The sequence below is a fragment of the Streptomyces liliifuscus genome (genome assembly GCF_016598615.1).
In the GTDB taxonomy this organism is placed as follows: Bacteria; Actinomycetota; Actinomycetes; order Streptomycetales; family Streptomycetaceae; genus Streptomyces; species Streptomyces liliifuscus.
Window position 1 is genome coordinate 8,783,993 of the sequence record NZ_CP066831.1, and the last position, 19,398, is coordinate 8,803,390.

Sequence of the window (19,398 nt, forward strand, 5' to 3'; positions counted from 1 at the left end):
ACGACCACAGATGCGTAAGCCCGTAATTCCCGCCGCCGCGGCCGCGCTTGCCCTGGGACTCGGGCTCACCGCCTGCGGCTCCGAGACCGGCTCGGACGGCGGTGGTTCCGACGGCACCCTCGTCGTCGGCGCCACCGCGGTCCCGGCCGGCGAGGTCCTCTCGTACATCAAGAAGGACCTCGCCGCGAAGAACGGACTCGACCTGGAGATCAAGGAGTTCACGGACTACGTCCTGCCGAACACCGCGCTCCAGGAGGGCTCGCTCGACGCGAACCTGTACCAGAACGAGCCCTACCTGGACGACTTCAACAAGTCCAAGGGCACCGAGCTGGTCCCGGTCGTGAAGGCGTACCTGCCGCCCATGGGCGTGTACTCGAAGAAGGTCCAGGACGTCACGAAGCTGGCCGACGGGGTCACCGTCGCCGTGCCGAACGACATCACCAACGAGGGCCGCGCCCTCCAGCTCCTGGCCTCCGAGGGAGTCATCACCCTCAAGGACGACGCCGGCACGACCGCGTCCCCGGCGGACATCGTGAAGAACCCGAAGAACCTCAAGTTCAAGGAGCTGGAACCGGCCCAACTGCCGCGCTCCCTGGACGACGTGGCCGCCGCGGTCATCAACAACAACTACGCCCAGGACGCCGGCCTCAGCCCCGCCGAGGACGCCGTGCTCCTGGAGTCCGCGAAGAACAACCCGTACGCGAACCTCCTCGCCGTCAAGAAGGGCAACGAGGACGACCCCCGGGTCGAGAAGCTCGCGAAACTCCTGACCTCTCCTGAGGTGACGAAGTTCATCGAGGACAAGTACCAGGGGTCGGTCCTGCCGGTCACCTCCGGCTGACGCCGTTTCGCTCGCACTCACGGGGTCGATTCGTCGACAACGACTCGGCCCCGTGGTGCAGTTCGGTGCTTTCATGCTGCATGCTGGGCAGTTCAGCAGGCCCGACGGTCCCTGATGGTTACGGAGCGGCGCATGACTAACACCTTCCCCGACATCTCCCTCAGCACGGAGCGGTTGGTGCTGCGCCCTCTCGAGGACGACGACGTTCCGGCCCTCACGGAGATGATGAACGACGAGCAGGTCGTGGCCTGGACCGCCGTTCCGCAGCCCTTCACCGAGGACTCCGCCCGCTCCTGGGTCAACCGCTACGCACCGGGCGAGCGCACCTCCGGCCGTGGGCTCGACCTCGCCGTCACCGAGTTCCTCACCCAACGCCTGGTCGGCATAGTCCAGTTGGGCAAGACGAATTGGCATGTCCGCTCCACGGAGCTGTCGTACATCGTCGCCCCCTGGGCGCGCGGCGAGGGGTACGCCTCCGAGGCGGCGCTGGCCACCGCCCAATGGCTCTTCGGCGACCAGAAGTTCGAGCGCCTGGAGCTGCGCACCGCCGCGGACAACACCGCCTCGCAGCAGGTCGCGCAGAAGATCGGCTGCATCAGCGAGGGCGTCCTGCGCAACGCCTGTATAGCGCGCACCCGAACCGAGGACGGGAGCTGGGTCGCCCTGCGCACCGACTTCATCGTGTGGGGGCTGCTCCCCGAGGACATCGAGGGCATCGCCGAGCAGCTCGCCGACACCGGCGGCTTCACCTCGTACTCCGACTGGAACTGACTTCCCGGCCGCCCCGAAACCGACGCCGTGGCCGGACGGCCACCGCACGGCGGACGGCCGCGGACCCGCGCCCCCACTCCCGGAGGTCCCGAGGTACGCTCACGGGGCTCCGCATGCCTGCCTGGCGGCCGCATGCCCATCCGAGACCTGCGAAGACTCCAGGAGACTGACGACGATGGCCGACCGGGTCACGGTGATCGGCTGGGACGGCTCGCCGCTGACCGACGCGGCGCGCTCGGCTCTGGGTGCCGCCACGCTGGTGGCGGGCGCGGGCCATCACCTGGCCCTCCCCGAGGTGCCCGCGGCCGCCGAGCGCATCCGGCTCGGCAGCGTCGCCCTCGCCGCCCGCCGCATCGCCGCCCACCGGGGCACGGCCGTCGTCCTCGCCGACGGCGACCCGGGCTTCTTCGGAGTCGTACGCACCCTGCGCGCCCCCGAGTTCGGCCTGGAGGTCGAGGTCGTCCCGGCGGTGTCGTCCGTGGCCGCCGCCTTCGCCCGTGCCGGTATGCCCTGGGACGACGCACAGGTGGTCGTCGCACACAGGCGCACCCTGCGACGCGCGGTGAATGTGTGCCGCGCCCACACCAAGGTCGCCGTCTTCACCTCACCCGGAGCCGGCCCCGCCGAGCTGGGCCTGCTCCTCGAAGGCGTCCACCGCACCTTCGTCATCTGCGAGGAACTGGGCACCGCGCGCGAACGGGTCACGATCCTGACCTCGGACAAGGTCGCCGACCACACCTGGCGCGACCCGAACATCGTCATCGTCATGGGCGGACCCGTCACCTCCTCCGAGGGCGGCGGCTGGATCGCCGGACGCGACCCGGGAACCGGACCGCGCGGCTGGGCCCTGCCCGACGAGGTGTACGGCGGCGATCTCGGCGAGGGCGAGACCGAGGTACTGCGGGCCGCCCAACTCGCCCGCCTGGGACCGCGCGTCGGCGACCTCGTCTGGGACATCGGCTCCGGCAGCGGCGCCTTCGCCACGGAGGCCGCGCGCTGCGGCGCCGCCGTCATCGCCGTCGACCGGGACCCGAACGCCTGCGCCCGGACCATGGCCACCGCCCGCCGCTTCGGCGTCCAGCTCCAGATCACCCACGGCACCGCGCCCCACATCCTGGAGAACCTGCCCGAACCGGACGTCGTACGGGTCGGGGGCGGAGGTGCCGCGGTGGTCTCCGCCGTCGCCGACCGGCGCCCCCAGCGGATCGTCACGCACGCCGCGACACGCGACGCCGCCGAACTCGTCGGCAGGGACCTGACGGAGCACGGCTACCAGGTCGAGTGCGCCCTCCTGCAGTCCGTCGAGCTGGACACCCGGGTCTGGACGGAGAAGGAGCGGAGCGTCGCGTTCCTGCTCACCGGGCTCCTGCCCGACCGCTCCCTGTGATCCGGTTGTCGTACCGCGCGCGGTAGGCTGGCCGATCGTTGCACTGCGCTCGGCTTGTCCGGTATTTCGCCGGTCAATGTCCGGAAAACGCACCTGTTTTGGGATGCGTGTGGTACGGCGGAAAACCGGAGGACGCGCAACGTGGCGCAGTCCACAGCGGGCCGTGGCGGATCACCCTGTCGCGGTGGCGGGCCGACCGCGACAATGCCAGTTAATGGCTTTGTCGACCGGTCGTTCGTGCCGCCCGGCACGCATGCTCGTTACTTCATTGCGGGCGGTCGGTGCGCCGCTCCGGACGAGCAGGTCGTTGGAGCACTAACCGATGGGCGAGGGGTACGCATGACCGACACCGGCCAGGTCCCGGGCGAGGGGCTGCCGGAGAACCAAGGCATGGTGGAGCAGCCGGGCGTCCCCGCCCCCGGCGCGTACACCTACCTCTCCGACACCACCGCCGAAGACGAAGACCTGTTGCTGCTGCCGGGCGCCCAGGGCGCGTGGGGCAACGAAGTGGCCCCGCCGGCCCCGGCGCCGGTCGTCGAGACCGTCCACGAGCCGGGACCGCACGAGACGGCGGGCCGCGACAGCGGCTCGGTCGACCTCAGCGCCGTCCGGATGTCCTCGCCCGCTCCGCAGCCGCCCGTCGCCCGTCGCCCGCTGCACCTCGGCCCGCCCACCCCGGACGGTGCCGGCAGCCCGGTGCGTTCCCTCGCCGACCGTGGCCCCGCGGGAGCACCGGTCCACGCCGTGCCCGTACGACAGGCCGGTCCGCCCACGGTCGGTCCCGAGTACCTCGACGTGCCGCGGGACGAGATCGCGCTGCAGGGCGCGGCTCCCTGGGGAGCGCAGGCTCAGGTGCAGGTCGCGCCGCCGGTGGCACAGGTCGGCTCCGAGGGCATGGCTGCAGAAACGGTCTTCCCCGAGGGCGGGGGAGCGCACGCCGGTGGCACTCCGGACGACGGGCCCGCGCCGCTCGCGGAGGCCGCGCACACCCCCGACGCCGGGGCCGCGCCGCTCACCGGCGGCGAAGGAACCCCCGCCGCACAGACTCCCGCCGAGGCGCCCGCCCCCGAGCCGGCCCAGGCGCAGGCGGAGCAGGCACAGCAGGTGCATCCGGACCCGAGCGCCGCCGAGGTCCCCGAGGCGGGGCCCGCTCACGTCCAGGCCGTCCCAGACGCCCCGGAGGCGGCCGACGCCCCGGAGGCGGCCGACGCCCCGGAGGCGCAGGAGGCCGTGTCGGCTCCGGACCCCGAGTACGTTCCTCAACAGCCGGAAGCCGTGCAGGTTCCCGAAGCAACGCCCGTTCCCGAAGCGGTCCAGGCACCGGAGGCCGTCGCCCAGGCCCCGGAACCGGCCCAGGTCCAGGTCCAGGACTACGCGCAGGCTCCGCTGCTCGCGGACGGTTCGCTCTTCCCGCAGGCCCCGGAGACGCCCCAGACCCACGAGGTCGCCCAGACCGCTCCCGAGTTCGCGCACGCCCCCGAATTCGCCCAGTTTCCGCAGCCCACGCCTTTCCCGGTGGCTCCCGTCGCCGCGTACGCCTCGCAGGCGTCGGACGACACCGGCTCGTACCCGCCCGAGGCCTACCAGCCTCCGCAGGCGGCCGACGAGGCGCAGCCCGCGTACGCGGAGCATGACCCGCACCCGCAGGCCGCGTACGAGCCGGAGCAGCAGTTCCAGGACCCGGCGGCGCAGTTCGCCGAAGCCGGTCCGGGGGCCGAAATCCCGGAGCAGCAGCCGCAGTTGACGGAACCCGCGCCCGTTCTGGAAGAGGCCGTTCAGCCTCAGGACGCCGTCCAGCCCCCGCAGTTCGCGGAGCCGGCAGAAGCGCCCGTCGTGAGCGTCGCCGACATCGACCCCTCGCAGGCGGCCCAGGCCGACACCGCCGCACAGCCGGAGGCACCGGAACCGGTGGCGGTACCCGACCAGGTCGCGGTACCGGAGCCGGTCGCGGTCCACGGCGACCCGAGCCACGGTGCCCCGACGCACGGCGACGAGAGCTTCGACGCCCCGACCCACGGTCACGAGCCCCACGACGAAGCGGCCGTATCCACGGCCGTCCCCGTGGAGGCGGCTCACGCGGAGGCGGCCCACGCAGAACAGGGCGTCGGCCAGTTCGTGCCGGTCGAGGGCACCATCCCGACCACCCCGCACCTGGCTCCGACCCCGCCGCACGCCATGACCGTGCCGCCCTTCCCGGAGGAGCTCGCCGAGCAGTCCGCCGAGGAGACGGCGCCCCCGGCCGCGGCGACCACCGAGCAGCCCGCGCCCGACACCGCGGTGGTGTCCGCGGAGGAATCTGCACCGGTACTCGCCCTGCCCACCCCCAGGGAGCCCGAGCAGGCTCCCGAGGCCGAGGCAACTCCCGTACCGGAAGCACCGGTCGAGCAACAGCGCCAGGACCAGCACCAGGACGCGGAGCCCGTAGCCGCACAGCACGCGGAGGACCTGGACACCAGGGCCGCCGACCAGGAAGAGAGCACGGCCGCCGTGGCAGAGACGAGAGAGCCCGCCGGCCCGGCCGCGCCCGGTTACGACGACGCCGAGCGCGAGGCCGTCCTGCGCGTGATGCGCGAGCGCCGGGACATCCGCAACGGCTTCCGCAGCGACCCCATCCCGCACGACGTGCTGCTCCGGGTCCTGGAGGCGGCCCACACCGCGCCGTCCGTCGGGCACTCCCAGCCATGGGACTTCGTCGTCATCCGCTCGGCGGAGACCCGCCGCACGATGCACGAACTGGCCCAGCGCCAGCGCGAGGCGTACGCCAAGTCGCTGCCCAAGGGCCGCGCGAAGCAGTTCAAGGAACTGAAGATCGAGGCCATCCTCGACACCCCGGTGAACATCGTCGTCACCGCGGATTCGACACGGGGTGGCCGTCACACGCTCGGCCGTCACACCCAGCCGCAGATGGCGCCGTACTCCTCCGCGCTCGCGGTCGAGAACCTCTGGCTCGCCGCCCGGGCCGAGGGCCTGGGCGTGGGCTGGGTGAGCTTCTTCGACGAACGGGAGATGGTCCGCGAACTGGGCCTGCCCGAGCACCTGGACGTCGTCGCCTACCTCTGTGTCGGATACGTCGACGAGTTCCCGGAGGAGCCCGAGCTGATGCAGGCGGGCTGGTCCAAGCGCCGCCCGCTGTCCTGGGTCGTCCACGAGGAGACGTACGGCCGTCGGGCGCTGCCCGGAGAGGAGCCGCACGACCTGCTCGCCGAGACCGTCTCCAACATCCGCCCGCTGGACGCCAAGGCGCTCGGCGAGGCGTGGGAGCGCCAGAAGCGCATGACCAAGCCCGCCGGGGCGCTGGGCATGCTGGAGATCATCTCCGCCCAGCTCTCGGGCCTCTCCCGGATGTGCCCGCCGCCGATCCCGGAGCCCGCGGCCGTCGCGATCTTCGCGGGCGACCACGGCGTCCACGCCCAGGGCGTCACCCCGTGGCCGCAGGAGGTCACCGGCCAGATGGTGGCCAACATCCTCGGCGGGGGAGCGGTCTGCAACGCCTTCGCCAACCAGGTCGGCGCCGAGGTCTGCGTCGTGGACGTGGGCGTGGCCTCCGACCTGCCCGCGACCCCGGGCCTCCTGCCGCGCAAGGTCCGCGCGGGCACGGCCGACATGACGACCGGCCCCGCGCTGACCCGCGAGGAGGTCAAGGCGGCCATCGAGGTGGGCGTCGAGACGGCCCGGGACCTCGTGGCGGCCGGCAACAAGGCCCTGATCACGGGCGAGATGGGCATCGCCAACACCACCGCGTCGGCAGCGCTGATCTCCGTCTTCACCGGCGCCGACCCCGCCGAGGTCACCGGCCGGGGCACCGGCATCAACGACGAGACCCTGGCCCGCAAGACCGAGGTCGTACGCCGTGCCCTGGAGCTCCACCAGCCGGACCCGGCCGACCCGATCGGCGTCCTCGCGGCCATCGGCGGCCTGGAGCACGCCGCGATGGTGGGCCTCCTCCTGGGCGGCGCCTCCCTGCGCACCCCGGTGATCCTGGACGGCGTCAGCGCCGGCGCCGCCGCCCTGGTGGCCCGCGCCATCGCCCCCGAGGTCCTCGCGGCCTGCATCGCCGGCCACCGCAGCGCCGAGCCGGGCCACGTGGCAGCCCTCAACAAGCTGGGCCTGCGCCCCCTGGTCGACCTGGACCTCCGCCTCGGCGAGGGCACAGGCGCCCTCCTGGCCCTCCCGGTCGTCCAGAGCGCGGCACGAGCAATGCACGAGGTGGCGACGTTCGACTCGGCGGGGGTAACCGAGAAGTAGACCCGAGTCGTCGGTCTGTGGGCAGGCGTTCCGCAGGGCGGAACGGGTGGGCACAGACCGACGACGGGCCCGCACGTACGGGGGCCCGGGGGCGCAGCCCCCGGTTTCGGGAAGGGGCGGGCTTGGGGAAAGAACCCCCACCCACCCCCGCCACCCACGACCCCGCACCATAAAATCCGCACGTCAGGCCCGCTCCAAGGCAGCAGCGCGCCCACCCGCACCACCCGCATGAGGAGCCGCACCTCCATGGCCGAAAACCCCGCCTACCCCGTAGGCCTCCGCCTCACCGGCCGCCGCGTAGTGGTCCTCGGCGCCGGCCAGGTGGCCCAACGCCGCCTCCCGGCCCTCATCGCGGCAGGCGCGGACATCCACCTCGTGTCCCCGGCCGCCACCCCCTCCGTCGAGGCGATGGCGGACGCGGGCGAGCTGACCTGGACAAGGCGCGCGTACGAGCCCGGCGACCTCGCGCAGGCCTGGTACGCCCTGATCGCCACCAGCGACCCCGAGGCGAACACCGCGGCCTCCGCCGAGGCGGAGGCGAACCGTGTGTGGTGCGTCCGCTCGGACGACGCGGACGCGGCCACGGCCTGGACCCCGGCGACCGGCCACAGCGAGGGCGTCACGGTGGCCGTCCTGACGACGAACGCGAAGGGCCGCGACCCCCGCCACACGGCGGCCATCAGGGACGCGGTCGTGGAGGGCCTGCGCGACGGCACCCTCGTCGCACCCCACCACCGCACCCGCACCCCCGGCGTCGCCCTGGTCGGCGGTGGCCCCGGCGATCCGGACCTGATCACGGTCCGCGGCCGCCGCCTCCTCGCCGAGGCGGACGTGGTCATCGCCGACCGCCTCGGCCCCCGCGACCTCCTCGCCGAACTCCCGCCGCACGTCGAGGTGATCGACGCGGCGAAGATCCCGTACGGCCGTTTCATGGCCCAGGAGGCCATCAACAACGCGCTGATCGAGCACGCCAAGCAGGGCAAGGCGGTCGTCCGGCTGAAGGGCGGCGACCCCTACGTCTACGGCCGTGGCATGGAGGAGGTCCAGGCGCTGGCCGAGGCGGGCATCGCCTGCACGGTCGTCCCCGGCATCTCCAGCTCGATCTCCGTGCCGGGCGCGGCGGGCATCCCGGTCACCCACCGAGGGGTCGCCCACGACTTCACGGTCGTCAGCGGCCACATCGCCCCCGACGACGAACGCTCCCTGGTCGACTGGGCGGCCCTCGCCAAGCTCCGCGGCACCCTGGTCATCCTGATGGGCGTGGACAAGATCGGCGCCATCGCCCGTACGTTGATGGAGAACGGCAAGGGGGCGGACACCCCGGTGGCCGTCGTCCAGGAGGGCACGACGGCCGCGCAGCGCAGGGTCGACGCGACTCTCGCCACGGTCGCCGAGACCGTACTCGCCGAGAACGTGAAGCCCCCGGCGGTGATCGTCATCGGAGAGGTCGTGACCGTGCGCCCGGACAGCTCGTCGGAGGCATCCGAGTAACCCCGGGTAACCCAACCCGTTCCAAGCCGTTGGCACCACACCCAGGACAAGGCAGTATCACCCTGTGGCCGATCTCATCACCGTTGAGGACCCAGCCGATCCCCGTCTGCGCGACTACACGGGCCTGACCGACGTGGAGCTGCGCCGCAAGCGAGAACCCGCCGAGGGCCTGTTCATCGCCGAGGGCGAGAAGGTCATCAGACGGGCCAAGGACGCCGGTTACGAGATGCGCTCGATGCTGCTCTCCGCCAAGTGGGTCGACGTCATGCGAGACGTCATCGACGAGCTGCCGGCCCCGGTGTACGCGGTCAGCCCGGACCTCGCCGAACAGGTCACCGGCTACCACGTGCACCGAGGCGCTCTGGCCTCCATGCAGCGCAAGCCGCTGCCGACCCCGGACGACCTGCTCCAGACGGCCCGCCGGGTCGTCGTCATGGAGTCGGTCAACGACCACACCAACATCGGCGCGATCTTCCGCAGCGCCGCCGCCCTCGGCATGGACGCGGTCCTGCTCTCCCCCGACTGCGCGGACCCGCTCTACCGCCGCTCGGTGAAGGTCTCCATGGGCGCGGTCTTCTCCGTCCCGTACGCCCGTCTGGACACCTGGCCCAAGGGCCTGGAAACGGTCCGCGAGGCGGGCTTCACCCTCCTCGCCCTCACCCCGGACGAGAAGGCCAAGTCCCTGGACGAGGCGGCCCCGCACAAGATGGACCGCGTGGCCCTGATGCTCGGCGCGGAGGGCGACGGCCTGTCCACCCAGGCCCTGGTGGCGGCGGACGAATGGGTCCGCATCCCCATGGCCCACGGCGTCGACTCCCTGAACGTGGGAGCGGCGGCAGCGGTGGCGTTCTACGCGGTAGCGACGGGCAGACCGCAGAGCTAGAGGGGCCCCGGCCCCGCAAGGGGCGCGGGGAACCGCGCGACCAGCCACGACGCACCCGCAGCCGGCAAGAACGCTCACCCGCCGAGCTGAACCCCGCCCGCTCCGTACGACTGCTCCAGCCGTACGTCCGAACCCGAACCCCCATGCCCAAGCCCCCGGGCGGGCCCCTGGCACCCCTGCGCCGCCGCGATCCCCAACGCCACCAACAACGTCACCACCACAAACACGAACAGCCGCTGCCGCAACAGCCGCGGATTGGCGGGCCGCCGCCCGGTCCCGGTGGTCCGAGGCCCAGAACGTCCCGCCCCACTCCGGGGCGGCCCGGGCCGACTCCCCGTACCGGACCGCGAGGGCGCCGGACGAGCCCCCGACCGCGACGAACCGCCGCTGCCGCTGCCGTTGCCACGAGGCGAGGACGTGCCCTGCGTACGCCGCTGCGTCCGCTGCTCCGGGTAGCTCTCGGTGAGCCGCCCGGTCGGCCGGTCGGCCTCGGCGGTACGGGGCGCGGGCGGCCGGGCATCGCCCATCCCCTGGGCCTCCCGGGCCGCGATCTCCTTCAGCCGCAGCGACAACTGCAGCGTGCTGGGCCGCTCCTCGGGGTCCTTCGCCAGACAGGCCCGTACGAGAGGGGCCAGCGCGTCCGGCACGCCGTGCAGCTGCGCCTCCTCGTGCACGACCCTGTAGAGCATCACTTCGGAACTGCCGTGCCCGAAGGGCGAGTCCTGGGTCGCCGCGTAGGCCAGCGTGGCCCCCAGGGCGAACACGTCCGTGGCCGGCGTGACCGCAGCGCCCCGCACCTGCTCGGGCGCCAGGAACCCGGGCGACCCCACCGCCGTACCGACATGCGTCAGCGTGCTCGCGCCGGTCGCCCAGGCGATGCCGAAGTCGATGATGCGTGGCCCCTTCGGGGACAGCAGGATGTTCGACGGCTTCAGGTCGCGGTGGACGACCCCGGCCTCGTGCACGGCGACGAGCCCCTCGGAGAGGGCGGCGCCGACGGCCGCGACCTCGGCCGCGCGGAGCGGGCCCTCGTCGTTGACCTTGTCGTGCAGCGAGGGTCCAGGCACGTACTGCGTCGCGAACCAGGGCCGGTCCGCCTCCAGATCCGCGGCGACCAGCCGCGCGGTGCAGCCGCCCCGGATCCGCCGTGCCGCCGACACCTCGCGGGCGAACCGCGACCGGAACTCCTGATCCTCCGCCAGGTCCGGCCGGATCACCTTCAGCGCGACCCGCTGGCCACGCCGGTCGGAGCCCAGATAGACAACGCCCATCCCGCCCGCGCCGAGCCGTCGGTGAAGCCTGAACGAGCCGACGACACGCGGGTCCTCGCGCCTCAGGCGCATCATCGCCATGTCCATCCCCGCTGCCCGGTCCGTTTGACGAGCCACAGCTTACGTTTCCGCGGCCGGGTGCGCGCAGAGGCCGCGCCCTCACGGCCCGATCGATTGTCAGTGCCGGGTGGGAAACTTGAAAGGTGGTCAGGGGACGGGGGACTCGGGCGGCGTTGAGCTGCGCGGATCCCCAACCATCCGTCGCAGAAGGGGGATTGGACCCGTGAAGGGTGATCGCGTGGAGATAGTGGTCGACGCCGGGGACACGACGCGTACGTACGAGGTGGTGGCAAGCCGGGCGGGCCGCCGGGTGGAGACAGCGGTCCGCAGGGGGGTGGTCGAAGTGAGCGAAGTCACCCGCAGCGGATCAGTCGTCCGCACGGCCCGCTTCATGGCCACCAGGGTGCTCGCCCTCGTCGAGCAGCCGGTCCCGAGGGAGGACAGCTCGGAACAGACCGGACGTCCCCTCCGGGAAACCCCTGAGACCTAGGACCCCTTCTCCACCCAGGGGAGTACTCCGCAGGTCACCGGTCATCCTCGGGGAGGCCCGGTAATAGGTACGAGGGCATGACGACCCGCACGCCTCCCGCGCCTAGATTTGTTGTCAAGCGGCGGGTGCAGCACTCGTCCCCCGAGGTCAGACACCCGCCGCTGCCAGACAACAGAAGCTTTTCAACAGATCTCATCCAACAGATCTCAACAGAACGGTCAGGAGAGGGACCATGGCGGACACAGCATCGCGGACCATGATCCGCACGCAGGGACGCAAGGCGTACAGCGCCGCGTTCGGTTCCAGCCGGTCCGGCCGACGCCACCCCCTGGTGGCGACGGCCATGGTCCTCCCTCTGGCCACCCTGCTCGTAGTCGTCTTCGGCGGCTGGGAAGCAGTGGTCACACAGGCGTCGTCCGTGGGCGTGATGCTGGGGCGCTGAGCGGCGCCCCAGGCCCGGAAGAGCGGTCCGGGCGGGGACATCCGGCCATGAAACCCCGTGGGGACGGGGGTGCGGCGGACGGCAAAAATGCGGGCGCAGCTGGGGAGCTGCGCCCGCATTGCTGTCTTTTGCACCTAAACCGGCGCCGCTCTCGCGGGCTCTCCTCTGCGCCTAAACCGGCGCCGCTCTCGCGGACCAAATTGCTCGCCGTTGTGATTCCTCAATTGATGGTTGCGGTCTCAGGCTCATTTGACGCTTGCGTACGCTCACGGGGGTAGTCGGCGCCGTACGACCTGAGGGGGACCCGAGTGACCGCAGACGTGCTGCCCGTGCTCAGGGCGAAGGTGCGGGCCGTTGCTCATCCGGCGGCGGAAGCGTGTGTCTGTGGTGCGGAGACCTCCGTCTTGGCCGACCGGCCCGACGGCACCGTCGTCCGGCATGCCGGCACCGTGGCGAAGGCGCACGCCGCCGACACCGATCCCGGTGAGCTGGCGGCAAGGATGGCGGTCGCGGCGCACCCCCGGCTCGACGGCATCCTCCTCCCACCGCTGAGGCCGAGCGCGGTCGAGTCGCACGGGCGGCCGGTCACCTTCTGGCCGTACGGCAGTCCCGTGGACCGGGACGACCCCGACGCCGCCCCCTGGGAGGCGGCCGCCACCCTCCTCGCGCGGCTGCACCGGACACCGCGGTCCGTACTCCCGCCCGGCATCCCGCCCATGCGAGGCCCTGCCAAGGCGGCCCGTGCCGTCGCCCGCCTCCACGCGGCCGGCCCGCACCCGGCGGCCGCCCCGGTCCTGCGCGCCTGGGCCGTCCTGCCCCCCTGGGCGAGGGACGAGGCCCCGACGCCGTACGCGCGAACGCTGTGCCACGGCGACCTCCACCTGGGCCAGCTGGTGCGGACGCGGGGCGGCGACTGGCTGCTCATCGACATCGACGACCTGGGCCTGGGCGAGCCCGCGTGGGACCTGGCCCGCCCCGCGGCCTGGTTCGCCTGCGGGCTCCTGCCGCCCGACGAGTGGGCCCGCTTCCTCACCGCCTACCAGCAGGCCGGAGGTCCGGCCGTCCCGGCGGACGGCGACCCCTGGCCGGCCCTCGACGTCCCGGCCCGCGCCCTGACCGTGCAGACCGCGGCCCTGGCGATCGCCAAGTCCCTCGCGGCGGAGCGTCCGTTGGACGAGGTGGAAACGTCCGTGATCGATGCTTGTGGCCGAATGGCCACACACCCGCCGGAGTTGGCGGGAGAATACGCGACGTAGGGTGCAACCGACCGAAGCCGGGCGGAGTCTGTCCTGGCGGAAGCAGTACCGACCGGCGAGGAGTTGAGCCGAGCATGCAGTGTCCGAAGTGTCACGCGCCCATGCACACGTACAACCGCAATGGCGTCCAGATCGAGCAGTGCAGCGGCTGCCGCGGGATATTTCTCGACTACGGCGAGCTGGAGTCGCTGGCCCGTCTGGAGGGCCAGTACTCGCAGCCCGCGCCGCCGCCCCCGGGTGTCCCGCAGGCGTACCCGTCCGCTCCCGCACCCGCCTGGGGCGCCCCGCACGGTGGTCATGGCGGTCACGGCGGCCATGGCGGTCACTACGGCCACAACAAGCGTCACAAGAGCTTCGGCCACATGCTCTTCTCCTCCTGACCGGACCCGGAGGAACGACGAAGCCCCCGACCGTACGAGACGGCCGGGGGCTTCGGCTGGTGCGCGATACTGGGATTGAACCAGTGACCTCTTCCGTGTCAGGGAAGCGCTCTCCCGCTGAGCTAATCGCGCAGGTGGGACCTGCGGGTGGTGCTGGTGCGTGCGCGATACTGGGATTGAACCAGTGACCTCTTCCGTGTCAGGGAAGCGCTCTCCCGCTGAGCTAATCGCGCGGGATCGGATCTCGCCGAACGTACCGGAAGATCCAGTGGACGATACTGGGATTGAACCAGTGACCTCTTCCGTGTCAGGGAAGCGCTCTCCCGCTGAGCTAATCGTCCTTGGAGGTGGAGACGGGATTTGAACCCGTGTAGACGGCTTTGCAGGCCGTTGCCTCGCCTCTCGGCCACTCCACCAGGAGTGCGGGGGTTCGGGAAGATCCCCCACTTCCTGCGAGCGGACGACCAGGTTCGAACTGGCGACCTCAACCTTGGCAAGGTTGCGCTCTACCAACTGAGCTACGTCCGCTTGTCGTTTCCGGTTCGCGTGAGCGTCCCGGCGACGTGTTGAACTCTAGCGGATTCCGGGGCCAGCACAAAAACGCGTTTGTGCAGCGTGCTGCGCTACGCCCGCTCCAGGACACGGTCAGGGCACCCGCGGGTCACCCGCCATAGACTCACAGCCGTGCACGACCTCCCAGCTCTCGCCCGTTTCGGCAACATCGTCGCGACCGGTCTCCTCGATGTCACCGGCGACCCGGCGGCCCTGGACTCCAGTGGCTTCTGGGCCGTCAGCGCGGACTTCGAGGGGCGGCTCGTCTGCGCCCGTTTCGCGGACGTACGACGGGAACCCGTTCCCGCGCCGGTGCCGGGGGAGTGGCGCGGCCCGGCGATCGGTGACTGGACGTCGTCGCTCGACCGCGCCGCGTACACGGCGGGTGTGCGGCGGATCCGGGAGCACATCGCGGCCGGTGACGTGTACCAGGCGAACCTCTGCCGGGTCCTGTCGGCGCCCGTCGCGCCCGACGCCGACGTGGACGCGCTGACCGCTCTGCTGGCGCGCGGCAACCCGGCACCGTATGCCGGAACGATTCGCCTGCCCGGCCACGACGTGGAGACAGCCACCGCGTCACCCGAGCTCTTCCTCAGGGTCGACGGGACGGTGGTCGAGTCGGGGCCCATCAAGGGCACCGGGCGGACCGAGGCGGACCTGCTGGAGAAGGATCACGCCGAGAACGTGATGATCGTGGATCTGGTGCGCAACGACCTGGGCAGGGTGTGCGCCACGGGCAGCGTGACCGTGCCCGACCTGTGCGTCGTCGAGAAGCACCCGGGGCTGGTCCACCTCGTCTCCACCGTCCGCGGCGAACTGCGCGAGGGCGCGGGCTGGCCGGAACTGCTGGCCGCGACGTTCCCGCCCGGCTCGGTGACCGGCGCGCCGAAGTCCAGCGCCCTGCGGATCATCGAGGCCCTGGAGACGGCGCCGCGGGGCCCGTACTGCGGCGGCATCGGCTGGGTCGACGCGGACCGCGGCACCGGAGAGCTGGCCGTCGGCATCCGCACCTTCTGGATCGACCGGGCGGAGGGCGTGCTGCGCTTCGGCTCCGGCGCGGGCATCACCTGGGGTTCGGACCCCGAGCGCGAGTGGGAGGAGACCGAACTGAAGGCCGCGCGGCTGCTCGCTGTAGCGTCGGGGGTGTACCCAGGGGTGTACGACGCAAGTGAAGGGACCCACAGGTGAAGCTCTGGCTCGACGGCCGGCTGCAGGACAGCGAGTCGGCCCGTGTCTCCGTCTTCGACCACGGGCTGACCGTGGGCGACGGCGTCTTCGAGACCGCGAAGGCGGTGGCCGGCCGTCCGTTCGCGCTCACCCGCCACCTCGACCGGCTGTCGCGCTCGGCGCTCGGCCTCGGGCTGCCCGAGCCCGACCACGACGAGGTGCGCCGGGCCTGCGCGGCCGTCCTGGAGGCCAACCCGATGCCGCTCGGCCGGCTGCGGATCACGTACACCGGGGGCCACGGCCCGCTCGGCTCCGACCGCGGGGAGCACGGACCGACCCTGGTCGTCGCCCTCGGCGAGGCCACCCGGCGCCCGGACTCCACCGCCGTGATCACCGTGCCCTGGACCCGCAACGAACGCGGCACACTCACAGGCCTCAAGACGACCTCGTACGCCGAGAACGTCGTCGCCCTCGCCCGCGCGCGCGAACAGGGCGCGTCCGAGGCACTGTTCGCGAACACGGTCGGACAGCTCTGCGAGGGCACGGGCTCCAACGTCTTCGTCGTCCTCGACGGCGAGATCCACACCCCGCCGGTGGCCTCCGGCTGCCTCGCGGGCATCACCCGGGCCCTCACGGTCGAGTGGACGGGCGCCAGGGAGAGCGACCTGCCGCTGGACGTCCTGGAACGGGCCGACGAGATCTTCCTGACCTCGTCGCTGCGCGATGTGCAGGGAGTGCACCGGGTCGACGGCCGTCAACTGCCGGGCGCACCGGGCCCGGTGACCGCCAAGGCGATGCGGATCTTCGACGAGCGGGCGGGCGACGACCTCGACCCCTGACAGGACCGGCGCCCATAACCGGATGACGTAGGCCTCGCGGACGGGTACAACACCCCTGATGACCACGACCCTGCGGCCGACCGAGCCGCTTCAGCGCGACGCCGACGGGGCGCTGTCACGGCACTACACGGTGTGCGTGAACAGCCGCCCCGTCGGCGGGATACACCTCGCCGCCAACTCCCTCTCCGGGCCTTCCGTCGCCCGCATCCACGACCTCGGCATCGACGAACCGGACCGTGGACGTGGCCGCGGCACCGTGGCCGCGCTCGCCGCGGAGGAGGTGGCGCGCGGCTGGGGCTGTACGCGGATCGAGGCGTCCGTGCCCGCCACGGCCACGACCGCACTGCGGCTGGCCACGGCCCTCGGCTACCTGCTGCGCAACCGCCACATGGAGAAGCGGCTCGGCACCACGCCACCCGAACTGCCCGTCGGCAGCCAGGGACGCCCCATGACGGAGGCCGAGTTCGGGCCCTGGGAGGAGCGGGCGAAGGAGGAGTACGTCAAGGACTGGATCACCCGCGGAGTGCCCGAGGCCGAGGCCCGCGCCAAGTCCGAGCGGGACCACGCCACTTCGCTGCCGGACGGGATCAGCAGCGCGGGCATGGACTTCAGCGTCCTGGAACACGAGGGGACGCCGGTCGGCGTGCTGTGGCTGGGCACGCGCGACGGCTGGTCGTTCGTCTACGAGGTCGAGGCCGACGAGCGCCATCGGGGCCGGGGCCACGGCCGTTCGCTGATGCTCCTGGCGGAGACGCAGACCGTCGCCGCCGGACGCCCCGGCATCCGCCTGAACGTCTTCGACGGGAACGCCCCGGCCGAGCGGCTCTACGAGTCACTCGGCTACGAGACGACCACGTACCACTTCTACAAGAACCTGCTGTAGCCGCACCTGTGCCTGTACCTGTGCCTGTACGGGGGCGCGGGCGCGGCGGTCAGGCCTTCTGCTCGGCCAGCAGCCGGTCCACGATCTCCTCGACGCGCTCGCGCAGCCCCTCCTGGCTCTTGCCGCCGTCGAGCCGCTCGCCGTCGATGACGTACGTGGGGATGCCGGTCACGCCGATGGCCTTGCCCTCGGCCTGGTCGGCGTCGACGATCAGGATGTGCCGTCCGTCGATGAGGGCGGTGTCGAACTCCTCGGCGTCCAGGCCGAGTTCCCGGGCCACCTCGACCAGGAAGGGTTCCCCCGCACGGTCCAGCTCCTGTACGCGCCCGAGCACCGCCTCGATGTACGGCCAGGCCTGCCCCTGTTCCACGGCCTCCTCAGCGGCCTGGGCGGCGGCGAAGGCGTGCTTGTGCTTCTCCAGCGGGAAGTGCCGCAGCCGCAGCTCCAGCCGGTCGCCGTAGCGGGCGCGCAGCGCGCGCAGGTCGTCCAGGGCGCCGCTGCAGTCGGGGCACTGCAGTTCGCACCAGATGTCCAGGACGGGGGCGGCGGGGCGTGCGGGGGAGGAGTCACTCATGGGTCCCAGTCTTCCAGCCGGGGCTCCCGCGGCCCAACCGGGATCTTCCGACCCCGAGCGAACCCCGAGCCACTCCTGATCGAGTACGGCGACCGGGCCCTGAGGAGGACCCGACCCGGAGATGTCCCTGAGGTCTGCCCGGACCATGGCATACCGGGCAGGGGGCGGTGCAGGATGGAAGGGACGAATCTGACCCTGCTCGCCCCAGCCATGTCTGGAGGACCGGATGATTGCCGAGACCGTCTGTTCCGCTGTCGCCGCGGCCGGCCTGGGCATCGCCGCGGTCACCGCGTACCGCAGGCGTTTCCTCATGGCGGTCCGCCTCACCGCGTACTCGCTGGTCCCCCTGGGTCTGGTGATGACCGGAGCCGTCGAATGGGCGGCGGAGACCGCCTTCAGCCCGATGGCGTGGGCGGGCTTCGGCGTGCTCGGCGGGGCCTGGCTGCTGTTCATGACCTCGCGGGCCGTGGAGCGGCGCACCGGCGGGACCCGCAAGGAGCGCAAGGCGGCCCGGGCCGCACAGCGCGAGGCGGTGGCCCCCGCGGCCTCGGCGCCCTCGCTCGGCGCGGCACCGGCCACCCGCCAGACGGCCCGCCCCGCCGCGAAGCCCCGCAAGGCCGAGCAGGGAGAGGACTTCAGCGACATCGAGGCCATCCTGAAGAAGCACGGCATCTGAAGCAGCACGGTGTCTGAAGCAGCACGGCGGCATGCATATGACGCGCTGAAACGACACAGTGACGCGGGCGGTGCGGTGGAGTGCCCGCATCGGCACCCGCACCGGGCAGGCGCCTATCCCAGATCGTGGACCATCGTGTCACGGATTTCGGCTAACTCCCCCATAATCCGGGCGTGTTGATCGCGTAGGGCCAGTCCGCTGCGCCATCATCGCCGCGAGATGCTGGACACAACACAGAGCGACACCGCTGCCCCTTCCGAGGAGCCGCGGGGTTGTCTCTTCGCGCTTTCCCAGCCACCGCTGATGATCTTCCTTGCGGTGATCGGCTGTCTGCTGCTCATGGCTTCGCTGCACGATCTGCTGCTGCTCTGAGCCGTACGCGGAGTCCCTGGCGCCACCCGCCGAGGACTCCGTCAGCCCGCCGCCTCCTTGCGACGCGCCCGGTAGGCGGCCACATGCAGACGGTTTCCGCAGGTGCGGCTGTCGCAATAGCGGCGGGAGCGGTTGCGGGAGAGGTCGACGAAGGCGCGTCGGCAGTCCGGTGCCTCACAGCGGCGCAGCCGCTCCTGTTCGCCGGCCACCACGAAGAACGCGAGGGCCATACCGCCGTCGGCGGCAAGATGGTCGGCGACGGACGCGCCCGGCGCGAAATAGTGCACGTGCCAGTCGTAGCCGTCGTGATCCGTGAGACGCGGAGTGGTGCCCGCGGCGGCGACCAGCTCGTTGATGAGCGTGGCGGCGGCCCGGGGATCCGAAGCGGCGAAGATCCCGGCGAAACGCCCGCGGATCTTGCGCACCGCCGAGAGGTCGAGCTCGGACAGGGTTCCGACGTCGCTGATGTCGTGGTTTCGTACGAAATCGTGCAGGGCTGCGATGGTCGCGAGCCCGTCCGGCGTGTCGTCCTCCGGCGCGGTGTTCACCAGGTCTACCACGGCGTCGAGGGCGCACCGGGTGTCGTGGGTGATCAGCACATTTCGCTCCCTGGCCTGGAAATCGGGCAGCCGCCCGCCGATGCTGGCCGATGCTAGTCGCTTACCGACCCCGGGGGACCGGCTCGGTCCCGGCGGACGGCCCGCGGGGGCCGTCCGCCGGCTTCCGCGCGGGATCGTCACAGGCGCATGCGCGGGCACACGCACAGGCGCCGCCACCCTGGACGTTCCATGGTGGCGGCGCCTGTGGATGCGCCATAT

At 71.9% G+C, this 19,398-nt stretch carries 18 protein-coding genes and 5 tRNA genes; 15 read left to right on the forward strand and 8 right to left on the reverse strand.

Annotation, left to right across the window (positions count from 1 at the left end; translation table 11 throughout):
* Window positions 1-10: 10 nt before the first annotated feature.
* The 6 genes from JEQ17_RS37900 to JEQ17_RS37925 all read left to right on the forward strand — a co-directional run bounded on the left by JEQ17_RS37900 (window position 11) and on the right by JEQ17_RS37925 (window position 9,618).
* Complete coding sequence (locus JEQ17_RS37900) at window positions 11-841, forward strand: MetQ/NlpA family ABC transporter substrate-binding protein (protein ID WP_200399459.1); 831 nt, start codon at window positions 11-13, stop codon at window positions 839-841.
* 132 nt (window positions 842-973) lie between these two features.
* Window positions 974-1,612, forward strand: coding sequence for a GNAT family N-acetyltransferase (locus JEQ17_RS37905; protein ID WP_200399460.1), 639 nt, complete (start codon window positions 974-976; stop codon window positions 1,610-1,612).
* Window positions 1,613-1,787: 175 nt separating this feature from the next.
* Window positions 1,788-2,999 carry a precorrin-6y C5,15-methyltransferase (decarboxylating) subunit CbiE gene (gene cbiE / locus JEQ17_RS37910; protein ID WP_200399461.1) on the forward strand — a complete coding sequence of 404 codons (1,212 nt, stop codon included), beginning with the start codon at window positions 1,788-1,790 and terminating at the stop codon, window positions 2,997-2,999.
* Between the two features lie 339 nt (window positions 3,000-3,338).
* The gene (gene cobT / locus JEQ17_RS37915) at window positions 3,339-7,244 is read left to right on the forward strand and encodes a nicotinate-nucleotide--dimethylbenzimidazole phosphoribosyltransferase (protein WP_200399462.1); all 3,906 of its coding nucleotides are present in this window, start codon (window positions 3,339-3,341) and stop codon (window positions 7,242-7,244) included.
* A gap of 246 nt (window positions 7,245-7,490) precedes the next feature.
* On the forward strand, window positions 7,491-8,735 hold the full coding sequence (gene cobA, locus JEQ17_RS37920; protein WP_200399463.1) for a uroporphyrinogen-III C-methyltransferase: 1,245 nt from the start codon (window positions 7,491-7,493) through the stop codon (window positions 8,733-8,735).
* Between the two features lie 64 nt (window positions 8,736-8,799).
* On the forward strand, window positions 8,800-9,618 hold the full coding sequence (locus JEQ17_RS37925) for a TrmH family RNA methyltransferase (RefSeq protein WP_143635483.1): 819 nt from the start codon (window positions 8,800-8,802) through the stop codon (window positions 9,616-9,618).
* A 74-nt stretch (window positions 9,619-9,692) separates the two neighbouring features.
* Here the strand turns inward: JEQ17_RS37925 and JEQ17_RS37930 are convergent, their stop codons facing one another.
* The gene (locus tag JEQ17_RS37930) at window positions 9,693-10,976 is read right to left on the reverse strand and encodes a serine/threonine-protein kinase (protein WP_200401933.1); all 1,284 of its coding nucleotides are present in this window, start codon (window positions 10,974-10,976) and stop codon (window positions 9,693-9,695) included.
* A 196-nt stretch (window positions 10,977-11,172) separates the two neighbouring features.
* Here JEQ17_RS37930 and JEQ17_RS37935 point away from each other — a divergent pair, with 196 nt between their 5' ends.
* The 4 genes from JEQ17_RS37935 to JEQ17_RS37950 all read left to right on the forward strand — a co-directional run bounded on the left by JEQ17_RS37935 (window position 11,173) and on the right by JEQ17_RS37950 (window position 13,517).
* Window positions 11,173-11,439, forward strand: a complete 267-nt coding sequence (locus JEQ17_RS37935) for a hypothetical protein (protein ID WP_055511046.1) — start codon at window positions 11,173-11,175, stop codon at window positions 11,437-11,439.
* 232 nt (window positions 11,440-11,671) lie between these two features.
* Window positions 11,672-11,881 (forward strand): hypothetical protein, encoded by a 210-nt coding sequence (locus tag JEQ17_RS37940; protein WP_055618075.1) that lies wholly within the window; start codon window positions 11,672-11,674, stop codon window positions 11,879-11,881.
* Between the two features lie 308 nt (window positions 11,882-12,189).
* Window positions 12,190-13,137, forward strand: a complete 948-nt coding sequence (locus tag JEQ17_RS37945) for an aminoglycoside phosphotransferase family protein (RefSeq protein ID WP_200399464.1) — start codon at window positions 12,190-12,192, stop codon at window positions 13,135-13,137.
* A gap of 74 nt (window positions 13,138-13,211) precedes the next feature.
* Complete coding sequence (locus JEQ17_RS37950; protein ID WP_200399465.1) at window positions 13,212-13,517, forward strand: TFIIB-type zinc ribbon-containing protein; 306 nt, start codon at window positions 13,212-13,214, stop codon at window positions 13,515-13,517.
* A 57-nt stretch (window positions 13,518-13,574) separates the two neighbouring features.
* Here the strand turns inward: JEQ17_RS37950 and JEQ17_RS37955 are convergent.
* From JEQ17_RS37955 to JEQ17_RS37975, 5 genes are all read right to left on the reverse strand, one after another.
* Window positions 13,575-13,649: transfer RNA gene (locus tag JEQ17_RS37955), tRNA-Val, on the reverse strand.
* 29 nt (window positions 13,650-13,678) lie between these two features.
* Window positions 13,679-13,750 (reverse strand) — tRNA-Val (locus JEQ17_RS37960).
* 36 nt (window positions 13,751-13,786) lie between these two features.
* Window positions 13,787-13,858, reverse strand: a tRNA-Val gene (locus tag JEQ17_RS37965).
* 1 nt (window position 13,859) lies between these two features.
* Window positions 13,860-13,933: transfer RNA gene (locus tag JEQ17_RS37970), tRNA-Cys, on the reverse strand.
* 39 nt (window positions 13,934-13,972) lie between these two features.
* Window positions 13,973-14,045, reverse strand: a tRNA-Gly gene (locus tag JEQ17_RS37975).
* 156 nt (window positions 14,046-14,201) lie between these two features.
* Here JEQ17_RS37975 and JEQ17_RS37980 point away from each other — a divergent pair.
* Genes JEQ17_RS37980 through JEQ17_RS37990 form a run of 3 tightly spaced genes read left to right on the forward strand, consistent with a single transcriptional unit; the run spans window position 14,202 to window position 16,958 of the window.
* A complete protein-coding gene (locus JEQ17_RS37980; protein ID WP_200399466.1) occupies window positions 14,202-15,257 on the forward strand; it encodes a chorismate-binding protein in 1,056 nt (351 codons plus the stop codon).
* Window positions 15,254-16,075, forward strand: a complete 822-nt coding sequence (locus JEQ17_RS37985; RefSeq protein WP_200399467.1) for an aminotransferase class IV — start codon at window positions 15,254-15,256, stop codon at window positions 16,073-16,075. Before JEQ17_RS37980 ends, JEQ17_RS37985 begins: the two co-directional genes overlap by 4 nt.
* Window positions 16,076-16,133: 58 nt before the next feature.
* The gene (locus tag JEQ17_RS37990; protein WP_200399468.1) at window positions 16,134-16,958 is read left to right on the forward strand and encodes a GNAT family N-acetyltransferase; all 825 of its coding nucleotides are present in this window, start codon (window positions 16,134-16,136) and stop codon (window positions 16,956-16,958) included.
* Between the two features lie 49 nt (window positions 16,959-17,007).
* Here JEQ17_RS37990 and JEQ17_RS37995 read toward each other — a convergent pair whose 3' ends face one another.
* The gene (locus tag JEQ17_RS37995) at window positions 17,008-17,532 is read right to left on the reverse strand and encodes a DsbA family protein (RefSeq protein WP_200399469.1); all 525 of its coding nucleotides are present in this window, start codon (window positions 17,530-17,532) and stop codon (window positions 17,008-17,010) included.
* A gap of 226 nt (window positions 17,533-17,758) precedes the next feature.
* Here JEQ17_RS37995 and JEQ17_RS38000 point away from each other — a divergent pair, with 226 nt between their 5' ends.
* Together JEQ17_RS38000 and JEQ17_RS38005 are read left to right on the forward strand one after the other, a co-directional pair.
* Window positions 17,759-18,208 (forward strand): hypothetical protein, encoded by a 450-nt coding sequence (locus JEQ17_RS38000; RefSeq protein ID WP_200399470.1) that lies wholly within the window; start codon window positions 17,759-17,761, stop codon window positions 18,206-18,208.
* A gap of 219 nt (window positions 18,209-18,427) precedes the next feature.
* Window positions 18,428-18,580 carry a hypothetical protein gene (locus JEQ17_RS38005; protein WP_169802000.1) on the forward strand — a complete coding sequence of 51 codons (153 nt, stop codon included), beginning with the start codon at window positions 18,428-18,430 and terminating at the stop codon, window positions 18,578-18,580.
* A gap of 41 nt (window positions 18,581-18,621) precedes the next feature.
* Here JEQ17_RS38005 and JEQ17_RS38010 read toward each other — a convergent pair whose 3' ends face one another.
* Window positions 18,622-19,179, reverse strand: coding sequence for a CGNR zinc finger domain-containing protein (locus tag JEQ17_RS38010; protein WP_200399471.1), 558 nt, complete (start codon window positions 19,177-19,179; stop codon window positions 18,622-18,624).
* Between the last annotated feature and the right edge of the window lie 219 nt (window positions 19,180-19,398).